The sequence below is a fragment of the Psychroflexus salinarum genome, assembly GCF_042677225.1.
Classification (GTDB): Bacteria; Bacteroidota; Bacteroidia; order Flavobacteriales; family Flavobacteriaceae; genus Psychroflexus; species Psychroflexus salinarum.
This window is the reverse complement of sequence record NZ_JBHTIV010000010.1, coordinates 76,038-99,364: the sequence shown is the minus strand read 5'-3', so window position 1 is coordinate 99,364 and position 23,327 is coordinate 76,038. Positions and strand designations below refer to the sequence as shown.

Annotated in this window: 26 protein-coding genes; 17 read left to right on the top strand and 9 right to left on the bottom strand. The window is 34.8% G+C overall.

Features of this window, described 5'->3' with window-relative positions:
* The first annotated feature begins 12 nt into the window (after positions 1-12).
* Genes ACFQ0R_RS09690 through ACFQ0R_RS09680 form a run of 3 tightly spaced genes read left to right on the top strand, consistent with a single transcriptional unit; the run spans position 13 to position 2,624 of the window.
* The gene (locus ACFQ0R_RS09690) at positions 13-1,029 is read left to right on the top strand and encodes a DHH family phosphoesterase (RefSeq protein WP_379658172.1); all 1,017 of its coding nucleotides are present in this window, start codon (positions 13-15) and stop codon (positions 1,027-1,029) included.
* Positions 1,026-1,562, top strand: a complete 537-nt coding sequence (gene gldI / locus ACFQ0R_RS09685) for a gliding motility-associated peptidyl-prolyl isomerase GldI (protein ID WP_379658171.1) — start codon at positions 1,026-1,028, stop codon at positions 1,560-1,562. The genes ACFQ0R_RS09690 and gldI overlap by 4 nt, the downstream gene beginning before the upstream one ends.
* A gap of 12 nt (positions 1,563-1,574) precedes the next feature.
* Positions 1,575-2,624, top strand: a complete 1,050-nt coding sequence (locus tag ACFQ0R_RS09680) for a peptidylprolyl isomerase (protein WP_379658170.1) — start codon at positions 1,575-1,577, stop codon at positions 2,622-2,624.
* Positions 2,625-2,732: 108 nt separating this feature from the next.
* On the opposite strand, the gene ACFQ0R_RS09675 is transcribed toward ACFQ0R_RS09680, so the two are convergent.
* On the bottom strand, positions 2,733-2,921 hold the full coding sequence (locus ACFQ0R_RS09675) for a CsbD family protein (RefSeq protein ID WP_379658169.1): 189 nt from the start codon (positions 2,919-2,921) through the stop codon (positions 2,733-2,735).
* 135 nt (positions 2,922-3,056) lie between these two features.
* On the opposite strand from ACFQ0R_RS09675, the gene ACFQ0R_RS09670 reads away from it, so the two are divergent.
* From ACFQ0R_RS09670 to ACFQ0R_RS09660, 3 genes are read left to right on the top strand one after another with little or no spacing between them, the layout of a single operon-like run.
* Positions 3,057-4,085: an esterase-like activity of phytase family protein gene (locus ACFQ0R_RS09670; protein ID WP_379658168.1), complete on the top strand. Its 1,029-nt coding sequence runs from the start codon at positions 3,057-3,059 to the stop codon at positions 4,083-4,085.
* Positions 4,086-4,445, top strand: a complete 360-nt coding sequence (locus ACFQ0R_RS09665; RefSeq protein WP_379658167.1) for a histidine phosphatase family protein — start codon at positions 4,086-4,088, stop codon at positions 4,443-4,445.
* Entirely contained in the window at positions 4,435-4,662 is a 228-nt protein-coding gene (locus ACFQ0R_RS09660) for a hypothetical protein (protein ID WP_379658166.1), read from the top strand. Before ACFQ0R_RS09665 ends, ACFQ0R_RS09660 begins: the two co-directional genes overlap by 11 nt.
* Here ACFQ0R_RS09660 and ACFQ0R_RS09655 read toward each other — a convergent pair.
* Positions 4,649-5,398 carry a DUF6503 family protein gene (locus ACFQ0R_RS09655; protein WP_379658165.1) on the bottom strand — a complete coding sequence of 250 codons (750 nt, stop codon included), beginning with the start codon at positions 5,396-5,398 and terminating at the stop codon, positions 4,649-4,651. The two genes, ACFQ0R_RS09660 and ACFQ0R_RS09655, sit on opposite strands and share 14 nt — an antisense overlap.
* Before the next feature lie 79 nt (positions 5,399-5,477).
* Here ACFQ0R_RS09655 and smpB point away from each other — a divergent pair, with 79 nt between their 5' ends.
* Both smpB and ACFQ0R_RS09645 read left to right on the top strand, forming a co-directional pair.
* Positions 5,478-5,942: an SsrA-binding protein SmpB gene (gene smpB / locus ACFQ0R_RS09650; protein ID WP_224486847.1), complete on the top strand. Its 465-nt coding sequence runs from the start codon at positions 5,478-5,480 to the stop codon at positions 5,940-5,942.
* A gap of 20 nt (positions 5,943-5,962) precedes the next feature.
* On the top strand, positions 5,963-8,437 hold the full coding sequence (locus ACFQ0R_RS09645; protein ID WP_379658164.1) for a DUF5686 and carboxypeptidase regulatory-like domain-containing protein: 2,475 nt from the start codon (positions 5,963-5,965) through the stop codon (positions 8,435-8,437).
* A gap of 6 nt (positions 8,438-8,443) precedes the next feature.
* Here the strand turns inward: ACFQ0R_RS09645 and ACFQ0R_RS09640 are convergent, their stop codons facing one another.
* The 6 genes from ACFQ0R_RS09640 to ACFQ0R_RS09615 all read right to left on the bottom strand — a co-directional run bounded on the left by ACFQ0R_RS09640 (position 8,444) and on the right by ACFQ0R_RS09615 (position 12,599).
* Entirely contained in the window at positions 8,444-9,085 is a 642-nt protein-coding gene (locus ACFQ0R_RS09640) for a protein-L-isoaspartate(D-aspartate) O-methyltransferase (protein ID WP_379658163.1), read from the bottom strand.
* A gap of 90 nt (positions 9,086-9,175) precedes the next feature.
* Entirely contained in the window at positions 9,176-10,063 is an 888-nt protein-coding gene (locus ACFQ0R_RS09635) for a cation diffusion facilitator family transporter (RefSeq protein WP_379658162.1), read from the bottom strand.
* 1 nt (position 10,064) lies between these two features.
* Positions 10,065-10,859: a cation transporter gene (locus ACFQ0R_RS09630; RefSeq protein WP_379658161.1), complete on the bottom strand. Its 795-nt coding sequence runs from the start codon at positions 10,857-10,859 to the stop codon at positions 10,065-10,067.
* Between the two features lie 10 nt (positions 10,860-10,869).
* Positions 10,870-11,259, bottom strand: a complete 390-nt coding sequence (locus ACFQ0R_RS09625; protein ID WP_379658160.1) for a DUF302 domain-containing protein — start codon at positions 11,257-11,259, stop codon at positions 10,870-10,872.
* Between the two features lie 193 nt (positions 11,260-11,452).
* Positions 11,453-11,944, bottom strand: coding sequence for a DUF305 domain-containing protein (locus ACFQ0R_RS09620; RefSeq protein ID WP_379658159.1), 492 nt, complete (start codon positions 11,942-11,944; stop codon positions 11,453-11,455).
* Positions 11,945-12,251: 307 nt separating this feature from the next.
* Positions 12,252-12,599 carry a cupin domain-containing protein gene (locus ACFQ0R_RS09615; RefSeq protein WP_379658158.1) on the bottom strand — a complete coding sequence of 116 codons (348 nt, stop codon included), beginning with the start codon at positions 12,597-12,599 and terminating at the stop codon, positions 12,252-12,254.
* A 376-nt stretch (positions 12,600-12,975) separates the two neighbouring features.
* Here ACFQ0R_RS09615 and ACFQ0R_RS09610 point away from each other — a divergent pair, with 376 nt between their 5' ends.
* Genes ACFQ0R_RS09610 through ACFQ0R_RS09595 form a run of 4 tightly spaced genes read left to right on the top strand, consistent with a single transcriptional unit; the run spans position 12,976 to position 16,763 of the window.
* Entirely contained in the window at positions 12,976-13,941 is a 966-nt protein-coding gene (locus ACFQ0R_RS09610) for a Gfo/Idh/MocA family protein (RefSeq protein ID WP_379658157.1), read from the top strand.
* Positions 13,942-13,962: 21 nt separating this feature from the next.
* Positions 13,963-14,853, top strand: a complete 891-nt coding sequence (locus tag ACFQ0R_RS09605; protein ID WP_379658156.1) for a 3-hydroxybutyryl-CoA dehydrogenase — start codon at positions 13,963-13,965, stop codon at positions 14,851-14,853.
* Between the two features lie 3 nt (positions 14,854-14,856).
* The gene (locus ACFQ0R_RS09600) at positions 14,857-16,095 is read left to right on the top strand and encodes a DUF1015 domain-containing protein (RefSeq protein WP_379658155.1); all 1,239 of its coding nucleotides are present in this window, start codon (positions 14,857-14,859) and stop codon (positions 16,093-16,095) included.
* A gap of 11 nt (positions 16,096-16,106) precedes the next feature.
* Entirely contained in the window at positions 16,107-16,763 is a 657-nt protein-coding gene (locus ACFQ0R_RS09595) for a YggS family pyridoxal phosphate-dependent enzyme (protein WP_379658154.1), read from the top strand.
* A gap of 191 nt (positions 16,764-16,954) precedes the next feature.
* Here ACFQ0R_RS09595 and ACFQ0R_RS09590 read toward each other — a convergent pair whose 3' ends face one another.
* On the bottom strand, positions 16,955-17,383 hold the full coding sequence (locus ACFQ0R_RS09590; protein ID WP_379658153.1) for an Hsp20/alpha crystallin family protein: 429 nt from the start codon (positions 17,381-17,383) through the stop codon (positions 16,955-16,957).
* Positions 17,384-17,696: 313 nt separating this feature from the next.
* Between ACFQ0R_RS09590 and ACFQ0R_RS09585 the strand changes: the two genes are divergently transcribed.
* Genes ACFQ0R_RS09585 through miaA form a run of 5 tightly spaced genes read left to right on the top strand, consistent with a single transcriptional unit; the run spans position 17,697 to position 23,288 of the window.
* Entirely contained in the window at positions 17,697-19,061 is a 1,365-nt protein-coding gene (locus ACFQ0R_RS09585) for an exonuclease domain-containing protein (protein WP_379658152.1), read from the top strand.
* 1 nt (position 19,062) lies between these two features.
* Positions 19,063-20,799, top strand: a complete 1,737-nt coding sequence (locus ACFQ0R_RS09580; RefSeq protein WP_379658151.1) for a TrkH family potassium uptake protein — start codon at positions 19,063-19,065, stop codon at positions 20,797-20,799.
* A gap of 2 nt (positions 20,800-20,801) precedes the next feature.
* Positions 20,802-21,512 (top strand): potassium channel family protein, encoded by a 711-nt coding sequence (locus tag ACFQ0R_RS09575; protein WP_379658150.1) that lies wholly within the window; start codon positions 20,802-20,804, stop codon positions 21,510-21,512.
* Positions 21,513-21,555: 43 nt separating this feature from the next.
* A complete protein-coding gene (locus ACFQ0R_RS09570; RefSeq protein WP_379658149.1) occupies positions 21,556-22,386 on the top strand; it encodes an ion transporter in 831 nt (276 codons plus the stop codon).
* Positions 22,383-23,288 (top strand): tRNA (adenosine(37)-N6)-dimethylallyltransferase MiaA, encoded by a 906-nt coding sequence (miaA, locus tag ACFQ0R_RS09565; RefSeq protein ID WP_379658148.1) that lies wholly within the window; start codon positions 22,383-22,385, stop codon positions 23,286-23,288. Before ACFQ0R_RS09570 ends, miaA begins: the two co-directional genes overlap by 4 nt.
* The last annotated feature ends 39 nt before the right edge of the window (positions 23,289-23,327 follow it).

Here is a 23,327-nt window from a genome sequence, read left to right as displayed (position 1 = left end):
CATTTGAATCTTATGAGGAAAAATACAATATCTGGTCTCAAAAGCCAACTAAATACAAAATCAAAAGTAAGCATTATTGGTCATAAAAATCCAGATGGTGATGCCCTAGGGTCGACTTTGGGTCTATCTTTATTTTTAAAACAACTCGGAATTTCTTCTCAGGTGATTATGCCAAATGGTTACCCGGATTTCCTCAAATGGCTACCTGCTGTTGATGGAATACTATGCTATGATACGGATAAAACCGAATGTGAAAAAGTCCTACAGGACTCTGATTTTATATTTACTTTAGATTTCAATCATTTAGACAGAACTGGTAGTGGTCTTGGTAATTTCCTCAAAAATTTAGACTCGAGATTTATCATGATAGATCATCATCAAGAACCTGCAGACTATGCTTCTTTTATGCTTGTTGACACACAGGTAGCTTCTACTTGCGAACTCGTGCATGAGTTTGTAACGACACAATATTCAGAAGTTGAATTGACGGCAGACATCGCAAGTTGTCTTTACACAGGTATCATGACAGATACAGGATCTTTTAGATTTCCCTCCACAACAAGCAAAACGCATAGAATAATTGCAGATTTAATTGATGCAGGAGCAAATAACAGTCAGATTCATCAAGACACTTATGATAATAATGCTGAAAGTCGCCTTCATCTGTTGGGCAAAGCCCTTCAAAACTTAAAAGTGATAAGAGAATTCAGCACAGCTTATACATTCTTGTCCCAGGAAGACCTTAATGCAAACGGGTTTAAGAAAGGAGATACAGAAGGTTTTGTAAATTATGCTTTATCCCTAAAAGGGATTAAATTTGCTGTGATTTTTATTGAAAATAAAGCTGAAGATATTGTGAAAATATCCTTTAGATCTATTGGAGATTTTGATGTCAATACATTTGCAAGAAAACATTATAGTGGAGGTGGTCACAAAAATGCCGCTGGAGGAAAAAGTGATCTGGATCTCAATTCAACTTTGGAAAAATTTGAAAACACTTTAAATAATTACAGAGAAGCACTTACATGAAAAAATTACTTTATCTAGTTTTTTGTCTCTTCTTATTTCAGGCTTGCAAATCGCCTGAACCAAGGAAACCAATTAGTAGGGCTTCCAAAAGTTTTACAAACAAATCTTTAAAAATTAATAAGGCCATTGTAGAAAAGGAGGAGTCATATATTCAAGATATGATACGGAAAGATTCTGCAAACACATACATTACATCTGCAGACGGATTTTGGTATTATTACAATTCTCAAAATGAAAAAGATTCTATCACACCAAAATTCGGTGACGAAGTAGAATTCAACTACAATATTCTAACCTTACAAGGTGATACTATTTATTCCAGAGAAGAGCTCGGTGAAAGAGCTTATGTCATCGACAAGGAAGAGATTTTCACAGGTTTGCGCCAAGGGCTAAAATTGATGAAAGAAGGTGAAACAGTTACTTTTTTATTTCCATCTCATCAAGCTTACGGCTATTATGGAGATAATGATAGAATAGGGACTCACATCGCACTTAAATCCACTGTTACTTTAAATAAAATTAAAAACGATTAAAACTAAAATAAGATGAAAACACTAAAATTATCACTAATTGCATTATTGGGATTACTTATTTATAGCTGTTCTGCCAAATACCCAGATTTGGAAGATGGGCTTTATGCAGAATTCGAAACTTCTGAGGGTGAATTTGTAACCGAATTATACTACAAAGAAGCACCTATGACTGTTGGTAACTTTGTAGCGCTTTCAGAAGGAAACCACCCTCTTGTCGACGAAAAATATGAAGGTGAAAAATTCTACGACAGTATTATCTTTCATAGAGTGATTGAAGGATTTATGATTCAAGGAGGAGATCCTGATGGCACTGGTCAAGGTGGACCTGGTTATAAATTTGCAGATGAGTTTACTCCGAAGTTAGGACATGAAAAAGGAGTTCTTTCTATGGCTAATGCTGGACCAAACACAAATGGAAGTCAGTTTTTCATCACGCTTGCACCTACACCACATTTAGACGGTAAGCATAGTGTATTTGGGAAATTAGTCGTTGGTGAGAAAGTTGTAGACAGCATCGGCAAAACTCAGACTACACCGGGAGATAAGCCTGCTGAAGATGTAGTTATAGAAACTATAAATATTCTAAGAAAAGGAAGTGAAGCCAAAGATTTTGATGCAGTTGAAGCTTTCAAAGAAGGAGTAAAATTAGCTGAAGAAGCTGAAGCAGAGGCTTATGCAAGAAGAGAAGAAAGACTTAATGAAGCCAGTAAAGGGTTTGATGTGACTGAAAGTGGACTTCGTTATAAAATCATCGAAGAAAACCCAAGCGGGACAGCTCCAGAAGCAGGAAGTCTAGTAAAAGTTCACTATACAGGATATCTTCTAGATGGAACAAAATTTGACTCCTCTTTAGATAGAGATCAACCTATTGAATTTCCAGTTGGAACAGGTAGAGTGATTCCAGGATGGGATGAAGGTATTATGCTTTTGAAAACTGGAGAAAAAGCTGAATTGGTTATTCCTTCGGAATTAGCTTATGGAGCAAGAAAAGCCGGACCAATTCCTGCGAACTCAATTTTAAAATTTGAAGTTGAATTATTAGAAGTTGAAAAAAATAAATAATCAACCAAATACAACCTGTTAGAACTTGATATTTACAGGCTCTATTTAGGTAAAATAAAAAGCCTCATTTTCATTAAAAATGGGGCTTTTTTAATACTTGAATATCGATTATAAATTATCGATTTCCTCTTCTAGTTGCTCTTTTGTTTTTCCTGTTTTAGCTTGAAGTTTACCAAGCATTTCTTCAAATTTACCCTCCGAGTATTGTAAATCGTCATCAGAAATATGCTCCGCATATTTTTGTTTTAATTTACCTTTATTTTCTTTAAATTTTCCTTCTAATTGATCTAAGTTCATAATGTTTAATTTTAAAGTTGCACACTAATATATTAATCAATTGTTTTATTTATGTTAACACGCTCCTATTTAACTCAACTTTTAAGTTTGAGTTTTGTTCTAATTTTATTAGCTGGATGTAGTACCACTAAAACTTTGAAGAACCCAACCTATAAAGTAGAATTCATAGACGAATATACCCTTCCCACTAATTTTGAATATAAAAATGAAATCTTTGGAGGGATTTCTGGAATTGATTTTAAAAATGGTGAACTCATCATGGTCAACGATTCACCTTCAAATCCTTTAATCTTTACTGCTGAACTTAATCTCGATGGCTTAAAACTAGATACTCTTATTTTTACTTCTGTTTTAAAACTAAAAGGTGACGTGTTTTTTAAAGAAAATGCCTTAGACATGGAGTCCATTCGTTTTGACGGGAAGGACTACTTAATTTCTACTGAAGGAAATATCAATAAAAATCTATCGCCAAGAATTTTTAAAATTAGCAACAAAGCTAAATTTATTGAAAATTATCCATTACCAGACTATTTTCTTCCGAAAGGGAATAATTATCCACGACAAAACGGTGTTTTTGAAGGATTAACTATGATTTTAAATTCAAAAGGATTTTGGTTTGCAAATGAACTTCCGCTGGAAAATGACGGTAAAGCTCCAAAACTTTACAATACAAATTCACCAATTCGCATTAGCTATTTTGATAGAGATCAAAATCAGGTGACTCGTCAATACGTCATGGACCTAGACAGAATCTCAAAAATCCCGTTTCTGCCTTTCGCCATTAATGGCTTGACTGAAATTTTACAATTAGAAAACAATAAATTTTTAGTTTTGGAAAGAGCTTATTCAGCAGGACATAAGAGTCAGGGTAACAGGGTGAAGCTCTTTTTGGTGGACATTAGTGATGCTACAAATACAAAAGATATAAAGCAGCTCAAAAGCACTTCAGAAGAAATTATTTATACCAAAAAAAGTCTGCTTTTTGACTTTAAAAACATCAAGTCTAAACTGACAAATAATATTATTGATAATCTGGAAGGCTTGTGCTTTGGCCCCACTCTACCAAATGGAAATAGAACTCTTATTATCGCATCAGATGATAATTTTAATAGCTTTGGGTTTCAGCTCAATCAGTTTATAGTTTTAGAATTAAAATCAAATTAGATGAAATCCACATACCTTTACTTATTCATTTTCATATTAGTCATGATGAGCTCCTGTAATCAATCCAACGAATATGATTTTCAATTTGACATTCCTCAAGGGAAAGACATTGAAAAAACGACTTATTATTTTGTTAGACATGCCGAAAAGGACACCACAAATCCTAAAGACGACGACCCGCAACTTACTGAGGAAGGAATTCGACGTGCTAACTACTTAGCGACTTATTTTGATGACAAAGAGTTAGAGTTATTCTATTCTACAGATTATAGCAGAACAATACAGACTCTAATCCCAACCATACACAAATACAAAGGGAATATCCAAAGCTACGACGCGAAAAAAAACATTGTTTACTGAAGAGTTTTGGAAGAAAACTTATGGGAAAAATGTTTTAGTGATAGGACATAGCAATACAAACCCAAAATTTGTAAACGAAATTTTGGCAGAAAAGAAATATCAAGAATTAGACGAAAACAACTACGATGTCTTTTTCAAAGTTGAAATTGATAAAGACTTAACTGTCAAAGACACAAAGATCACCAAAAAAGTTCCTGAAGATTTTAGTTACAATTAAGCTTGACCGGGCTAAGCTCAATATCTTCATTTTCAATTAAGGATAAAAGTTCAAGTTGATCATTTTCGAACATTTTACCGATATCCTCAAGCTTTTTAGATTTAACTCTAGGTTTATAGTTTTCATAATCCTGAAAGACAACGCCGTCTATTGTTCTTCTGTTGATCGCTTTTCTGAAACGCAAACCACCTTCATTTACAATAAAACTATAAGCTAAGTAGTCCATAGAAAAATCTTCAACATCAAACCAATAGATGTAAATATCTTCAAAATCGACTCCTCCTCCATTTTCAGAAAATTTAACTTCGAGTTTATGATAGGTTTTATCTTCGATTTTTTCCTTTCCAAGATTGGATAAATTTACAGCCTCATCTTTGAGTCTAACAGGAAGTTGAGTAAAATAATGTACAGAATTTACTGACTCATAATAATTGAAAGCTGTTGTATCTGCTAGCTTTACGATTGAGTCATTATAATAACGAGTCAATTCATCGTTCACTAAAACATCTCTAATGGGTTTTGTTTTTGAAAGCCTTTCAAATTTAAATCCATCGCAGGTTGGAGTTGCTTTATAATCATAAGCTCTAAATGTAAATTTCAATATATTTTCATTCAACTTAGATTTTCCAGAATACTCTATAGCTTTATCTATAATTTCTTCTGAAGATAAATTCTTCTCAGAATTTTGACAACTCACTAGAGCAATTATTAAAAGACCAAAAATATATTTTATCATAGTATTAGTTTAAATATTAGTCACTACTTACCTCTATCCTTTCAAAAGTCTTATTTTTGAATGAATTACTTGAAATTCTATGGTAAAAAATAAAGTCAACATAAAAAATAAGAAAGCAAGATTTCAATATGAAATTCTTGACAAATATACAGCAGGAATTGTTTTGGCAGGCACCGAAATCAAATCCATTCGCGAAGGCAAAGCCAACATAGCTGAAAGTTTTTGTGAGTTTAATGATAAAGGTGAGTTATTTGTGATTAATATGGACGTTCAGGAGTATTCTCACGCCACTCACTTCAACCATAAGCCTAAGAATGCCAGAAAACTTTTACTGAATAAGCAAGAACTGAAAAAGCTTTACAAAGAAGTCAAAAACACTGGGCTTACTATCATTCCGCTAAGATTATTTCTCAACGACAGAGGTTTTGCTAAATTGCAAATTGCTCTTTGTAAGGGTAAAAAACTTCATGATAAACGTGAAACCATAAAAGATAGAGATACGAAAAGGAAACTCAACCGAATCAACAAAACTTACAACACCTAATTCTCCTTTAGCTCGTCTTAATGAAATTTAATCTTCTGCTTTTTACTTTTTTTCTGTTCTCAAGTATAACTCAAGCTCAGATTACTGGAAAAGTAACTGATACTGAAAACTTGCCTTTACAAAACGTAAATGTATATGTAGAAGGAACTTTCAACGGAACGACAACTAATGCTAACGGAGAATTCAGAATAAACATAGATTCTCTTAAAGAACAAGTTTTAGTTTTTAAATTTCTAGGCTTTGAAACTGAAAATAGAACCGTAAATAATAAAAATTCCTTTCTAGAAGTTCAATTAACTGAAAAAGTGACAAGTCTGGATGATGTGGTAATAGCCAATAACGAAGATCCTGCTTATGCTATCATTAGAAGTGCAATTGCTCAACGCAAAAAAAATCTAGCAAAAATCAAAGAATTTAAGGCTGATTTTTATTCCAAAGGCATTTGGGAAATTCAAAATGCTCCAGAAAAAATACTCGGCCAAGAGGTTGGTGATCTAGGTGGCGGTTTGGATTCTACAAGAAGTGGTGTGGTTTACCTCAGCGAAACGGTTTCAAAAATTGCTTACAAAGCACCAAATCAATTTAAAGAAAACGTAATTGCTTCTAAAGTAAGTGGAAACGACAGGGGTTTTAGTTTTAATTCTGCTGAAGATTTTAACTTTTCTGTTTACGAAAACACTCTCGATCTTGGAAACAACTTGGTATCCCCTATCGCTAATTTCGCGATGAATTATTACGATTATGAATTGGTCGGCACTTTTTATGATAACGATAGATTTCTCGTTAATAAAATTAAAGTCATTCCCAAAAGGCCAAATGACGCAGTTTTTAGCGGACACATTTATATCCTAGAAGATACCTGGGAGGTTTTTGGCGTGGAACTAAAAACCACGGGGAAATCACTTCAAATTGAGGTAGTCGAAGAAATCAACCTTAACCAAACCTTCAGCTATAGCGAAGACAATAAGTTTTGGGTATTAATTTCTCAAGATGTGTCTTTCAGTTGGGGAATATTTGGAATTTCAGGAAGTGGTAATTTTGTAGCCTCTTACAACAACTACAATTTCAATCCACAGCTCACCAAAAAAGATTTCAGCAATGCGGTGATTGTTTTTGACAAAGAAGCTAATACAAAAGACAGTTTATTTTGGGACAAAAACAGACCAGTCCCATTGACGAGTTTAGAATTAAAAGACTACACCTTCAAAGACAGCATTCAAACGCTTAAAAATTCTCAAGCTTATAAAGATTCAATAGATGCAGCTAGAAACAAATTCAGCATTACAGATCCTGTTTTTGGATATTCTTGGCAGAATTCGACAACTCATCAAGAAGCTGGATTTAGCGGACTTACCGATGTCAATTACAACACAGTACAGGGTTTTAACATAAAATCTGATGTGTATTTCAGACAGAAAGATACAACTGGCACCTATAGAAATTACTGGGAACTTCGCTCATATTTTGACTATGGTTTTTCTGAAGAAAAGCTTCGAGTCTACGGAAGTTTTACAAAAAAATTCAATAATTTTTCAAAGCCTTTCATTACCCTATCAGGTGGATCTAAACTAGAAGAAATCAATTCTACCAATCCTATCAATGAGAGGTTATCTTCCATAGCATCCATCTTTTTCGAGAGAAACTATTTCAAATTATATGAAAAGATATTTGGCGAAGCAAATTATAGTCAGGAGGTAATTAATGGGTTCAGAATGAGTGCGACATTAGGGTTTGAAAGAAGGCGTGCTTTGACCAACTCAACCAACTCTCCAATTATCAGCAACAAAAATGGAGGCTTTACTGCCAATAACCCACTAGCCCCAGAAGCCTTCGGTTCATTACTTTTCCCTTCACACAATATAGGAAAACTAAGAATCTCTGGGAGAATAAATTTTGATCAAGAATATGTGTTGACTCCCAATGGAAAATACAACACCTTTAGCGATAGATTCCCAGTGCTGACTTTTAGTTATGAAAAGGGTTTTGCTTCAGACATTGATGATTTTAATTATGATTTGGTAAAAGCCAGACTTTCCCAAACCAAAACACTTTCAAGATTTGGTGAATTGGGATATAGCCTGAACGGAGGTTTGTTTTTTAATGCAGAGAATATTTCTTTTTTGGACTACAAACATTTTAATGGAAATCAGACGAGAGTTGGAACTTCAAATTCTTACCTCAACAAATTCAATTTGTTACCTTATTACGAACTTTCCACCAATTCTGATTATGCAGACATGCATTTAGAACACAATTTCAAAGGGTATCTTCTGAATAAGATCCCTTTAATTAATCAACTGAATTTCAATTTGGTAATTGGTGCCAAAAGCTTGTTTACAGATTCAAATAGACCTTATTCTGAATTTTCTGTAGGCTTAGATAATTTAGGATTTAGTCAGTTTAGATTTTTCAGAATAGATTATGTGAAACCCTATCAGGATGGGTGGCAGAATGGAGCTATTATATTCGGTATTAAGTTATTGGATCAATTCTGATTTTCCTTAATTTTTATCTTCTAAAAGCGGTACGAAACGAAACTCTCCAAAAGTTTCCTTCTGAAACTTTGTAGGGGATGTTCTTTTTATTAAAGTCATAATCTGTGATTCTTCACCAACTGGAATCACTAATCTTCCTCCTACTTTAAGTTGAGATAAAAGAGGTTTAGGGATAAATGGAGCACCCGCGGTGACAATGATTTTATCGAAAGGCGCATACTCTGGCAAGCCCTTATAGCCATCTCCAAAACTCATAAATTTAGGCCTATAACCTAATTGATGAAGAAAGTTTTTAGTTCTCTTATAGAGTTTTTGTTGACGCTCTATGGTATAGACTTTGGCCCCCAGTTCACATAAAACAGCCGCTTGGTAACCACTGCCCGTCCCTACCTCTAGAACTAAATCTCCAGGCCTTACCTGAAGTAGTTCCGTTTGAAAAGCAACTGTGTAAGGTTGAGAAATAGTTTGCCCAGCAGCAATAGGAAAGGCTTTATCTTGGTAGGCGTGGTCTTCAAAACTACTGTCCATAAACAAGTGCCTTGGAATCGCGTTGATGGCACTCAAGACTTTTTCATCTTTGATGCCTTTTTCCCGAATCAATTCCACGAGTAATTTGCGTTTTCCTTGCTGTCTGTAACTGTCTTCCAAGAGTTTATATTTTGACTAATAATAAAGTAAAAGTAGAAAAAAATCTAGGTAAATTAAGTGTATTGAAGAATTTAAAAATCCAGATTGTATCTAAAGTTTTGACTCCAGGTAACTACAGTCTTCATCTTTTGCTTCAATTTCAATAGTGACATGTTCGATAGATTTATCATGGAGTTTGGAACGTATCTTTTCTTTTAAATCTGATAATTCTGAAAGTTTATAATCTTGTTCTAATCTCACATGTACAGACATCACATTATAGTTTCCATCTAATGACCAAACATGCAGATCGTGAATTTCTATAATTTCAGTCAATTCTAAAAGCTGACTTTTAACCTCTTCCATCGAAATCTCTGATGGTGTCGCTTGTAAAATAATCAACATACTTTTCTTCAGATTTCTATAAACATTGTAAATCACATATAGTGATATCAAAATAGATAAAAGCGGGTCGATAAACGGTGCATCAAAATACATCATTATAATACTTCCAACTAAAACCGCAGCCCATCCGAGTACATCTTCGAGTAAGTGCAGAGACACTACTTTTTCGTTCATGGATTCACCTTTTCTCAATTTTAAAACTGCTGCGCCATTCACAATTACCCCAAGAATCGCTAAGTAAAACATGCCCTCAGCATTTGTTTCTTCTGGATTGAAAAGTTGCGGTACTGCATGAGCAAGAATGAATATAGATCCCACTGCTAGCACAACGGCATTAATGATTGCTCCCAGTAAAGAAAAACGCTTATAGCCGTATGAATAATTTTTGGTTCGCCCTTTATTTGAAAGTTTTTGAAAGTACCAAGAAAGTCCTAGACTCAGACTATCCCCCAAGTCATGCAAGGCATCAGACAGAATAGCTAAACTATTGAAATAAAGTCCACCAATAATTTCTATAATTGTAAAACCTAGATTCAGAAAAAAGGCAACTTTTAAGTTACCAGTGCCGTGAGAATGATCGTGGTTATGTGGCATTTTATTTAGATAATTTTAAAATCCTAATAGCACCTTTCAGCACAAAAGCAAAAACAATTCCGCCTATAACTAAATCTGGCCATTTGCTATTCAAGAAATAAACCAAAGCACCAGCAAGTATAACTCCTCCGTTTACAATAATATCATTTGATGTGAATATAGCGCTAGCTTGCATATGAGCTTCATCACTTTGACTTTTATTAATAAGCCAAAGTGAAATCAGATTTCCTAATAAAGCAAAAACAGAAACGATGATCATAAATTGAAACAAAGGCGCTTCACTGTCGCTAAAAAACCGTCTCAAAACTTCTGAAAAACCGATTAAAGCCAAAATCGTTTGAAAATAACCACTGTATTTAGCCACTTTTTTCTTCCGAATTGCTGTTGAACCAACCACCAGCAGACTTAATCCATAAACTATTGAATCCGCAAGCATATCTAAAGAATCAGCTATCAAACCCATAGAGTTGGAAATCAAACCAGTAGTCATTTCGACAACAAAGAAAGTGAGATTGATACCCAATACCCACCAAAGAATTTTTCGTTGTTGAGCATCGTTATCACTGGCAAAAGGCAACTCTGCTTTTTCTGTTCCTTTTAATTCGTCTTTGAGACCAAGCTCATGAATCGCCTGATGAATACCTTCCAGATTATTTGTATGATAGACTTCTAATTTTCGGTGAGAAATATCAAATGAAAGTTGCTTGACCTCATCTAACTCCTCCAGCTTCATTCGAATCATCTGTTCTTCTGAAGAACAATCCATTTGACTTATAAGGAAGGTCGTTTTATTCAAATTAGTAGGGTTAGTTTAGCTTGTCAACAGCTTTTTTCAATTTGTCTCTGATTTCATTTGCGATCTCAGACAAACTATCACTACCTACAGACTGCATAGAAGCTACTGGATCTATAGCTGCAATTTCGATACCTTCATCCAATTCCTGCACGATGACGTTGCAAGGCAACATGGTACCAATTTTATCTTCGGCCATAAGTGCTTTGAGAGCAAATGGTGGATTGCAAGCTCCTAAAATTTTGTATTGACGAAAATCTACGTCCATCTTTTTCTTCATGGTCCCTTTTATATCTATTTCTGTGAGAATTCCAAAGCCTTCTTCTTTAAGGGATTCTGTAATTAAGTCAATGGCTTGATCAAAAGATTTGTTTTTCAACAAGGTTGAATGATAATATTGCATGGTATATATGTTTTGATTTTCTATTAAATTTCTAGCTAATTCTCTAATATAGATATTACAATCCGAATGCAAAAAAGTTTTAAAGCTCATTTAAGACCTATATTCAATAATTTGAAATAATATATTAAGGAAAAAGTCTATTCCTTAGCCAATGCTTTCTGTCTTAATTTAGAGACCGTAAAAGATCTGCGAATTATTCTTCTGACTGTAATCTTGTGATCAATGCTTTCATTTCTGCAATTTCTTTTTCCTGTGCTTTTATAATATCATCAGCCAATTTCCTTACTTCTGGGTCTTTTATCTCTGCTCTTTCACTTGTAAGAATAGCTATTGAATGATGTGGAATCATTGCTTTCATATAAAGAATATCGCCAACAGGAGTTTGTGTTCTTACTAAAGTTAATGCACTTGCAAAAAGAATTACACTGCCTAAAACAATAGCCATATTTTTCTTTTTATTCTTATACATATTTAACATAAACAACAGCATTATGACGGCCATGGCAGAGATTCCTAAGCAAGCCATGTAAAATCGGGTTAGGCTAAAATAAACGTGTCCGAATTCGTAAGTATTAAAATACATTGTAATATACATTGCTATAAAAGACCCTAGCAGCATCCCTAGTAACTTAGCGTAGTGATTTTTACTTTCCTTTTTTTGATTTGTTTCACGATGATCATCCATGTTTAAATTGTTTAAGATAATTTGAATTCTTATTGAAGATAACTCATTTCACCTCCATATAATTCAATTTTCATCAAAAAAACCTGGAATAATCAATATATAAACGATATTTTAATGCCTTTCGGCATAAATAAATCACACAAAAACTTTACCCCTAATAAGCATCAATCCAAATTTAAATTTATTTGCATGCACCAGCAGTTCTCAGATATATGTTATTGAAAAATAACTTTAGCAGTAAATAGTTCACAAAGCCAGAACAATTCAATTTCAAAAAATCAAAACAGCAGAACAAAACTTGAATAGATCATTTTACGGAATTATCTGCTACACTATTTACACGCTCAACTGAATCAGACTTTGACAAGGTCAATCGAATGACACTATCTTTTAAAGCGGACAAATCGTGAGGAACATTAGCTTCCAGAGCAATTATCCCACCTTTATTAAGTTTATGAGTCTTTTTTTTCACGCCTAAATCAATTGACCCACTCAATACATGAATCACAATTGGGAATTTACTTTCATGCTCTTTCATAACTTGCCCAGCACCTAATAAAATCCGGATTTCTTTGGAAAAATCTGATTCTAGAATGACTTTCGTCACAATTTTATCTCCAAAAATCTTATCGTTGTTAAAGTTTGCTGTTTTCATAGATTGGTGTTTAAGTTTTAAGTGTGTTGAGTTTAGTTAGCTTGTCTTGAAGCAGATTTGTTCAACTTGAGTTCTTTCATCTTTCGAATCAGACTTTATTAAGCTTGCTCTTCCTTGAACAGCACAAATGTTTTGTAAAGAAGTAAAAATATTACTGCTCCCTCCCATAAGCTTGCCTTTATTTTTATAATTACCAGCTTGTAGATCTCTAATTTAAATGTTTATCTCCATAAATAGAAATATTAAAGTAACTAATTAAAATTTGAGATTTCAAAATCAAAATCATCTAGCAAACTCTAAAAGAAATCCTATAAGACTTCAGGGAGTTTAGTTTACTGAAAAAGAAATGTTACTTTTGTGTAAAACCTTAATATTTATGCTAAAAGTCGGTGTTTTGGGAGCAGGACATCTAGGTAAAATTCACCTTAGATTGCTCAACGAGTCCAAAAAATATTCGCTTATTGGATTTCACGATACAAATAAAGATCATGCCCTGGCCATAGAAAAAGAGTTTGGCTATAGCTATTTTGAAAATTATGATGACTTACTTAAGGAAGTAGATGTGATCGACATTGTCACCCCTACCACCAATCACCATAAAATGGCAGAAAAAGCTATTAAAGCTGGAGTCCATGTTTTTATAGAAAAACCTATTACTTCTACTGTTGAAGAAGCGGAACACTTAATAGAATTAGCAAAAGAACACAAAGTTAAAGGACAAGTAGGTCATGTGGAGCGCTTCAATCCTGCCTTTAGAGCAGCGATTGATAAAATAGATAACCCGATGTTTATCGAATCTCACCGTTTAGCTGAATTTAATCCGCGAGGCACAGATGTGCCAGTAGTTTTAGACTTGATGATCCACGACATCGATGCAATTTTAAGCGTAGTCAAATCCAAAGTCAAAAACATCAATGCCAGTGGTGTTTCAATTATTTCAGAAACGCCTGACATTGCCAATGCAAGAATTCAGTTTGAAAATGGTTGTGTCGCCAACTTAACCGCTAGCAGAATTTCTTTAAAGAATATGCGTAAATCTCGCTTTTTCCAAAGAGATGCTTATGTTTCTGTAGATTTTCTAGAGAAGGTCACCGAAGTTGTGAAAATGAAAGACGCTCCAAAAGAACCAGATGATTTTGCCATGATTCTTCAAAATGCGGAAGGAGTAAAAAAACAAATCTATTTTGATAATCCTGAAGTTGAAACCAACAATGCAATTTTAGACGAATTGGAAACTTTTGCTGAAGCTATCGAAAACGACACTAGACCTATAGTAACTCTGGAACAAGGCTCAGAAGCGTTGAGAGTTGCAATACAAATTATAAAAGCATTTGATAATTAATAACTTTAAAATATACATTTCATGAAAAATATTTCAATTATAGGAGCTGGAACAATGGGGAACGGTATCGCACATACCTTTGCTCAATTTGACTACAAAGTCAATTTAATCGATGTTTCTAAAGACAGCTTAGACAAAGGAATAGCTACCATCACCAGAAACTTAGACCGTATGGTGAACAAGGAAAAAATAAGTGAAGACGATAAAAAAAGGACATTGGCCAACATCTCAACTCATACGAGTATAGCTGATGGCGCTAAAAACGCTGATCTTGTTGTGGAGGCAGCTACGGAAAATGAGAAAATCAAGTTAGATATCTTCAGAGAACTCGACAAGATATGTCCTTCTGAAGCAATTTTAGCTTCAAATACAAGCTCGATTCCAATTACTAAAATTGCTGCCGTCACAGATAGACCAAAGCAGGTCATTGGAATGCACTTTATGAATCCAGTGCCAATAATGAAATTGGTAGAAATCATAAGAGGTTACAACACCAGTGATGAGATTACCAAAACAATAGTGGAATTGTCTAAAAACCTAGGTAAAGTCCCTACTGAAGTGAATGATTATCCTGGATTTGTTGCCAATCGTATTTTGATGCCGATGATCAACGAGGCCGTTGAAACTTTATACAACAATGTAGCTGGAGTTGAGGAAATAGACACCGTTATGAAACTGGGAATGGCTCATCCTATGGGGCCACTCCAATTAGCTGACTTCATCGGTTTAGATGTATGCTTATCAATTCTTGAAGTTATGTACGATGGATTTAAAAATCCAAAATATGCCCCTTGCCCATTATTAGTCAATATGGTAAGAGCTGGTAAACTAGGGGTAAAATCCGGTGAAGGCTTCTACGATTACAGCGAAAGTAAAAAAGCTGAAAAAGTGTCTTCACAATTTTTATCTTAAGACATGCCTGTTGTAAAACCCTTTAAAGCTACTAGACCTACTCGAGATAAAGTAGGTCTTATAGCTTCAAAACCCTACGATACTTATACCAAAGCTCAGATTGAGGCTCGGTTAGACAACAATCCATTTTCATTTTTGCATATTGTAAACCCTGGGTACAAATACAACAAAGAAATCTCTGGTAAAGAACGTTTTGGTCTTGTCAAAAATAGATTTGAAGAATTTAAGGAAGATGGAAGTTTTCAGCAAGATGAAAAGCCTTGCTACTATTTACACAAAATCATCTACAGAAATGAAATTCAGTTTGTGGGTTTTGTAGGAGCAGCAAGCACCGAAGATTATGAAAACAATATCATCAGAAAACATGAAGACACGCTAAAAGAGAAGGTAGATATCTTTACAGAATATTTAAAAACAGTTCGGTTTAATGCAGATCCTGTACTTCTTACCTATCCAGACAACAAAGTCCTGGAAGGTATTTCTCAGAAGTTAATGCAACAACGACCAGAATATGAATTTACCACAACGTCCAGAGAAACGCATCACTTTTGGGTGATTGAAGATGAGCAGCTGCAAAAGCAAATTGAAGCTGAATTCGAAGCTATGGAGCATATTTATATCGCTGATGGTCACCACAGAAGTTTATCTTCTATTGATCTAAAGAAAAAGCTTCAGGCGGATAATGATTCACATACAGGTGCTGAAGCTTACAACTATTTTATGGGCTTTTTTATTCCTGAAAGTCATTTGAGAATTCACGAATTCAACAGACTTGTTAAGGATTTGAACGGTTTAAGCAAAGATGAATTTTTGATTAGGCTCGATGAGCAGTTCAAGATTGAAAATCTTAAGCAAAATTATTATAAGCCCTCAAAACCTCATCACTTTAGTATGTACCTTGATGGAGACTTTTACGAATTGAATTTGAGATTCAGGAATTATGATTTTCATGATGCCTTGTCAAAATTAGATGCTCAGATTTTGTATCAAACTATTCTAAAGCCAATACTTGGCATAGATGATTTGAGAAATAATCAAAGGCTTGAGTATAGTCAAGGGCAAAAAGATATGGCATACGTGAAAGGAATGATTGATAATGGAGAGTTTGAAGTTGGTTTTGGTATGTATCCTGCTAAAATTGACGAGATGAAAACAATTGCCGATGAAGGCATGAAAATGCCACCGAAAACGACGTTTATTGAACCAAGATTAAGGAGTGGTATTACAATTTACGAATTTTAAAACAAGACTACATGGAAGGAACTATTAAAGAACATATCAAATCATTCAAAGATGAGCTTGGTGAAAACATCGACCTGGTTGCCGTTTCTAAAACAAAACCCAACGAAGACTTGATGGAAGCTTATGATGCTGGTCAACGGATTTTTGGTGAAAACAAGGTTCAAGAAATGACCGATAAATGGGAAGCCCTTCCCAAAGACATCAAGTGGCATATGGTTGGGCACGTTCAAACCAATAAGGTAAAGTACATGGCACCTTATGTGGATCTTGTTCACGCCGTTCATAAAATGAAATTGCTGAAAGAAATAAACAAACGCGCCAAAGAAAGCGATCGCGTCATCAACTGTTTATTACAAGTAAAAATAGCTGAGGAAGATTCTAAATATGGTATGTCACCTGACGAGTTAAGAAACTTTTTGAAAGACGAAAAACTCTCAGAATTGAAGAATGTCAAACTAAAAGGCTTGATGGGAATGGCCACCTTCACCGATGATGAAGAACAGATTCATAGAGAATTTAAAGTTTTGGAGAATCTTTATGAGGAGACTTCAAAAACTCAATCAGATTTCAGCATTTTATCCATGGGCATGAGTGGTGATTATAAAATCGCTATGGAACATAGAACCAATATGGTAAGGATAGGAAGTTCAATTTTTGGGGCGAGATAATAAATTACAGAAAGAACAATATTAGTATTATGAGTTTTCCTGTTATGAATTAAGAGTTAAGGCTCTTTATTTCTCTCTCCTTATCAGTAAAGTCAAATACTCAATCTGACAAAAACTTTAATTAAAAAACCCTGAAACAAGTTCAGGGTGTCAAATTAAAATCTAGCTAATTTAAAATGAAACCAAATCAGTTATTTAATTGAAATTTGCTTTGGCGGTTTTGGCTTAGCTTCTTCTAGTTTTGGAATATCCACATGCAACACTCCGTCTTTGTATTGAGCAGAAATATTATCGCCATCCACAATATTTGGTAATGTAAAAGATCTTTTAAACGACCTATAGCTAAACTCTTTTTGTGTGTAGCGTTCACCTTCTTTGTGCTCTTTTTCTTCCTTTTTTTCTGAAGAAATGCTGAGCTCGTTATTATTAAGCTCAATATTAAAATCCTTCTTGTTGAGTCCTGGTGCAGCCATTTCTACACTAAATTTGTTTTCGTCTTCCTTCACGTTTACCGAAGGTAGAGTTGAGTTAGGATCAGAAAAATCTCCGTTAAACATGTCGTTGTTAAAAAGTCTATCAAAAAGACTTACATCCTGGTTTGCGAATCGTGTTGGTAACATAGTCTTATGGTTTAAAGGTTTATATGATATAAATTAATCAAAATACGTACCGCACTGATTTTCAGACATATATAATGTTTTTTTGATTATAAATAGCAGAAATTTAAGAAGTTAAATTCAGTATTACGTCAAACTGGCAGTTCTGAATCACTTAGCTATGTCATGTCATTTTGTCTTGAACAATTTCATTTAGCAGTATCAAAATCAGAATAAAAAACAGGTTTTTTCAAGCTTAAACTTTTAGCTATAAAGCTTTGAAACAGAATTATATCTTTATTTTTGTAGCTTATATAGAATATTTCAAAAAATTAGATTGTACGCCATACTAGACATAGAATCCACGGGAGGGAAATATAACGAAGAGGGAATTACGGAAATTGCTGTTTATAAATTTGACGGACATGAGATTGTGGATCAATTCATCTCTCTGGTAAATCCTGAACGAAAAATACAGTCTTTTGTAATTGGGCTGACAGGCATCAATAATGAAATGCTTTATCAAGCGCCTAAGTTTTACGAGGTCGCCAAACGTATTGTCGAAATTACCGAAGGCTGTATTATCGTTGCTCATAATGCGAAGTTTGACTACAGAATGCTACGGCTAGAATTTGACCGGTTAGGCTATGCGTTTGAGCGTGAAACTTTGTGTACCGTGAAATTATCTAAAAAATTATTGCCAGGGTTCGACTCTTATAGTTTGGGTAAATTGGTGAAAAACCTAGGGATTCCTATCACCGACCGACACCGAGCCAACGGTGATGCTTTGGCTACTGTCAAGTTATTTAAGCTATTGCTAGAAAAAGATACTGATAAAGAGATTATAAGTTCAAATTTAAAGCTGAACTCTATAAGTAGTGTTGATCAAAAATTGATTCGACTAATAAATGAATTACCAAATACTGTGGGTGTATATTACTTTTCTAATCATAAAGGTGAAATAATTTATGTAGGCAAAAGTAAAGACATTAAAAAACGAGCTAACCAGCATTTTACGAGCGATGCACCCAAATCCAGAGAAATACAGGAGCATGTAACTTCAATAGATTTTGAAAGAACTGGCAATGAACTTCTAGCTTTACTCAAGGAAAATCAGTCTATTAAAAAACTAAAGCCAAAGTTTAATTCGGCTCTCAAAAAAAGCTTATTTACGCATGGTCTTTATGCTTCTGAAGATGAAAATGGCTATATCAATCTTTCGGTGTCAAAACTAAAATCCAAAGAAAACTACATTACAAGTTTTACCAATTACCAGCAGGGTAAAGCTTTTATGGAACGGGCAGTAGAAACCTACGACCTCTGCCAGAAGCTGACGGGACTTCATAAGACCAAAGGCGCTTGTTTTAACTATACCATCAAACTTTGTCATGGTGCATGTGTTCATGAGGAATCACCGGAAAGCTACAATGAGAGAGTCAGACAGCTTATTGACTTTTATGATTACCAAAATAAAAACATGATTATACAGGACAAGGGAAGACATGCCAGTGAGAAAAGTGTAGTTTTAATCGAAAACGGAGAACTTACAGGTGTAGGATATACCGAATTAAATTTTCAAATTGAAAATATGTCTATCCTCAAAAATATTATTAATCCAATGCAAAACGACAGAGATTCTCAACATATCATACAGAGTTATTTGAGAAAAAGCAATCACCACTTAAAGATCCTTAAGTTCTAAAATGAGTAAAAACACCCTTGTTCATAGCATTTCATTTTTGCTGAGTCTTTTAGGTTTAGCAATACTGATTTTTGATCTAGGCTTCGAGCATCCTGTGAACTTGACCACTATCTATACTGTTTTTTATGCAGTTGTTTTAGTCCTGGGAATTACCTCTACCTCAATCAGGTATTATCAAAACAAGAGCCTGCCAAAAAAGGAAGTTGTTATTTTTGATGTGTTGTCGATTTTATTTTCTGTTTTTGTGCTCGTTAGGCATTTTATGCTCCTGGATATTTCGTTTCTGGAAAGTTTTTCCATTGACGACTATTGGTTAAAGTTTGCCATTCTTTTGACGTTTATCCGAGAATCGTCTGACATTAAAATTTCCGTAGATCGCACCATACTCAATCCGGCTCAACTTTTTATACTGAGTTTTCTGACTATTATTTTTCTGGGCAGCCTGCTTCTCCTGCTTCCCAATGCCACACATTCCGGAATCAGTTTTATCGATGCCTTATTTACGTCCACCAGTGCAGTTTGTGTCACAGGGCTTATCGTAGTAGATACCGGAAGCTATTTTACGGGCTTAGGTCAAACCATTATCCTTTGTTTGATACAGATTGGCGGTCTTGGAATTCTAACCTTTACCAGTTTTTTTAGTTATTTTTTCAAGGGAGGTTCCACCTATGAAAATCAACTGACTTTAAACAGTATTACCAGCTCTAAATCCTTAAACACTGTTTTTAAAACATTGAAGTACATTATTGTGATTACTTTTGGAATAGAACTGATTTCAGCAACCCTTATTTACACCTCACTGGATAGTGCCGACTTTGACGGTTTTATAGAGGAAGCCTTTTTCTCCGTATTTCATTCGATATCAGCTTTTTGTAATGCAGGGTTTTCAACTTTGTCCAGCAGCTTTTATGAGGAAGGCTTTCGGTTTAATTATGGACTACAACTTATCATCATTATATCTTTTATACTAGGCGGACTTGGATTTCCTATTGTTGAAAACATCGATAAGTATCTCAAGTACAGCGTTAAAAGATTGATTAGCGGAAGAAGAGATTTCAAACCCTGGGTGTTGAATATCAACAGCAGGATTACATTGATAACCACCTTTACAGTAACGGCAATTGCATTGGTCGCCGTATATGTTTTAGAATATGAAAACACCCTTGCTGAACACACTGGTTTTGGAAAAATAGTGACTGCCTTATTTACAGCAGCCACTCCCCGAACCGCAGGATTTAATACGGTAGACACGGCCTTATTAAGCATGCCGACCTTGTTATTAGTTTTATTACTGATGTGGATTGGGGCTTCACCAGCTTCAACTGGTGGCGGTATCAAAACCAGCACCCTCGCCATTTCTGTTTTAAATATATTGAGCTTAGCTAAAGGCAAATCCAGAATAGAAGTATTTAAAAGAGAAATATCCAGTGTATCGGTTAGAAGATCTTATGCCATTATTGCTTTATCTTTGATAGTGATAGGTTTTTCTGTCCTGATCTTAAGTATTAGCGATAAAAACTTAAGTCTTTTCGATTTGGTATTTGAAACCATTTCCGCCTATTCTACAGTAGGATTGAGCCTGGGAATCACCGGACAGCTAAGCGATTTAGGGAAAGCCGTAATCATTTTTACTATGTTTGTAGGACGAGTGAGTATGCTTACGGTTGTAATCGCTATTTTTAAGAAAATAAAACAAAAGAATTATGATTATCCAACCGAGGAAATAACAATCAACTAAACATGAAATATATCATAGTAGGCTTGGGCAATTTTGGATCTTCTCTGGCTCAGAAATTAACGGCTCTTGGCAACGAAGTCATTGCCATTGATGATAGCATGGAAAAGGTAGAACACTTCAAAGAAAAAGTAACCCACACCATCCGCATGGATGCTACCGATGAGCTTGCCGTTTCCGATTTGCCTTTCGATGAAACCGATATTGTTTTAATCGCTATCGGGGAAGATCAGGGTTCAAATCTTATGGCGACCGCTCTCTTTAAAAATTTAGGCGCCAAAAGACTGATAAGCAGAGCCATAAATCCTTTACATAAAAAAGTTCTTGAAGCCATTGGGGTCGATGAAATCGTACATCCGGAATCAGAAACCGCAGAGCGATGGTCTAATAAACTTCATTTAAAAAACGTAATTGATTCCTTTGAACTCAACGACGACTTTAGCATTATTGAAGCACAGGTTCCCAAAAAATATGTGGGAAAAACCATCAAGGAGTTAAAAATCAGAGAAGAACATGACCTGCTTATTCTAACCATTATCCAGAGAGAAGAAAAAACGACGCAGATTGGTGAGAAAGAGGAAGTCGATAAAATTGAAGGAATCGCAGATCCGAATGTGGAATTGGAAGAAAAAGATATTTTGGTCATTTTTGGAAAAAACTCCAGTATAGATTCTTTTATAGGTGAAAAATCATCAGAAGAAAATCAAGACGACTAGACTCAGGGTCTACAAACACACTCAACCCATTTAAATTGCACCTATGACTTGGAGAGAAAAAGTTCATGAAGTCATCTACGAAGCAGATACCACTGCAGGCAAGGCTTTCGATGTTGCTTTATTAATAGTTATTCTTGTAAGTTTAGCTTTAGTAGTTTTGGACTCCGTTAATCACATTAGCATCGAATATCATTCCTTATTTATCACTTTAGAATGGATCATTACTATCTTTTTCACCCTTGAATACATTCTAAGAATCATCAGTATAAAAAACCCTAAGAATTACATTTTTAGCTTTTATGGCATAGTTGATTTTCTCTCTACAATTCCGCTTTATATTTCTTTGATTTTTGCTGGGTCTGCAGCCTTATTATCTTTAAGAGCCTTACGATTGCTTAGGGTTTTTCGAATTTTTAAATTGGCTAGATATACTGGAGCAGGTTCTGTCGTTTTAGTTGCTTTAAAAAAGAGTTTACCAAAAATTCTTATTTTTTTATACAGTGTTATCATCATCTCATTTATAGCGGGGACCATTATGTATCTAGTAGAAGGCCCTGAAAATGGTTACACCTCTATCCCCATAGGTATTTATTGGACCATTGTTACCCTTACTACAGTTGGTTTTGGAGACATACATCCTGTAACGCCCTTGGGTCAGTTCATTGCTACGCTTATTATGTTACTTGGTTATGGTATTATAGCTGTACCTACTGGTATTGTCACTGCAGAAATGGCTAAAGAAAACATGCGATCCAACACACAGGTTTGTTATAATTGCGGTGAAGACGAACATAAGGATAGAGCAGAATTCTGTCACAACTGCGGCTATAATCTCAACAGGGGTAAAGAAGAGAAAAAAGAGATTAAAAAATGAAAACGGACCAACCATCCTTAGTCTGCATCGTCGGCCCCACAGCCATAGGCAAAACAGCCTTGAGCATAAAGTTGGCTTCTCATTTTTCTACTGAAATTGTTTCGGCAGACTCCAGACAGTTCTACAAGGAAATGATTATTGGAACTGCCGTTCCTTCGGAAGATGAACTATCACTAGCAAAACATCATTTTATTCAACACATTTCAATTCAGGATGACTATAATGTCGGTAAATTTGAAGAAGATGCTATTGAAGTTTTAAATCATATTTTTGAATCGAGCTCCAAAGCTATTCTAGTGGGTGGAAGTGGACTTTATCAAAAAGCAGTAACCGAAGGTTTAGACTCCTTTCCTGAAATCCCTTCAGAAATTAGACAGAAATACAATACTATTTTAAAAACTGAAGGCCTTGAAAAATTACAAGCCTTACTTCAGGAAAAAGACCCTGAAACCTATAAGACTATTAAACTTTCGAATCCTAGACGATTAACAAGAGCTTTGGAAGTCATCGAAGTATCAGGTCAATCTTTCTTCAGTTTTCAAAATCAAAATAAAAAACAACGCCCATTTGAAATAACCAAGATTGGCCTGGATGCTCCTCGCGAAGTAATTTACAACAGAATAGAGCAACGGGTGGACCTTATGATTGAGCAGGGTTTGATAGAAGAAGCGAGAAGGTTATATCCTTTCAGACATCTCAATGCCCTACAAACGGTTGGTTACAAAGAATTATTCGCTCATTTTGAGGGAATATTAAGTCTAGCTGAAGCTATTTCAGAAATAAAAAAGAATACTAGAAGGTTTGCAAAAAGACAAATGACGTGGTTTAAAAAAGATTCAGATATTCAATGGTTCCATTTCGAGACACCCTTAGAAGATATACTATCTGATTTAAAAACATAAAAGACTAAACGTCCTCGACGATTAGTCTTTTGATATCTA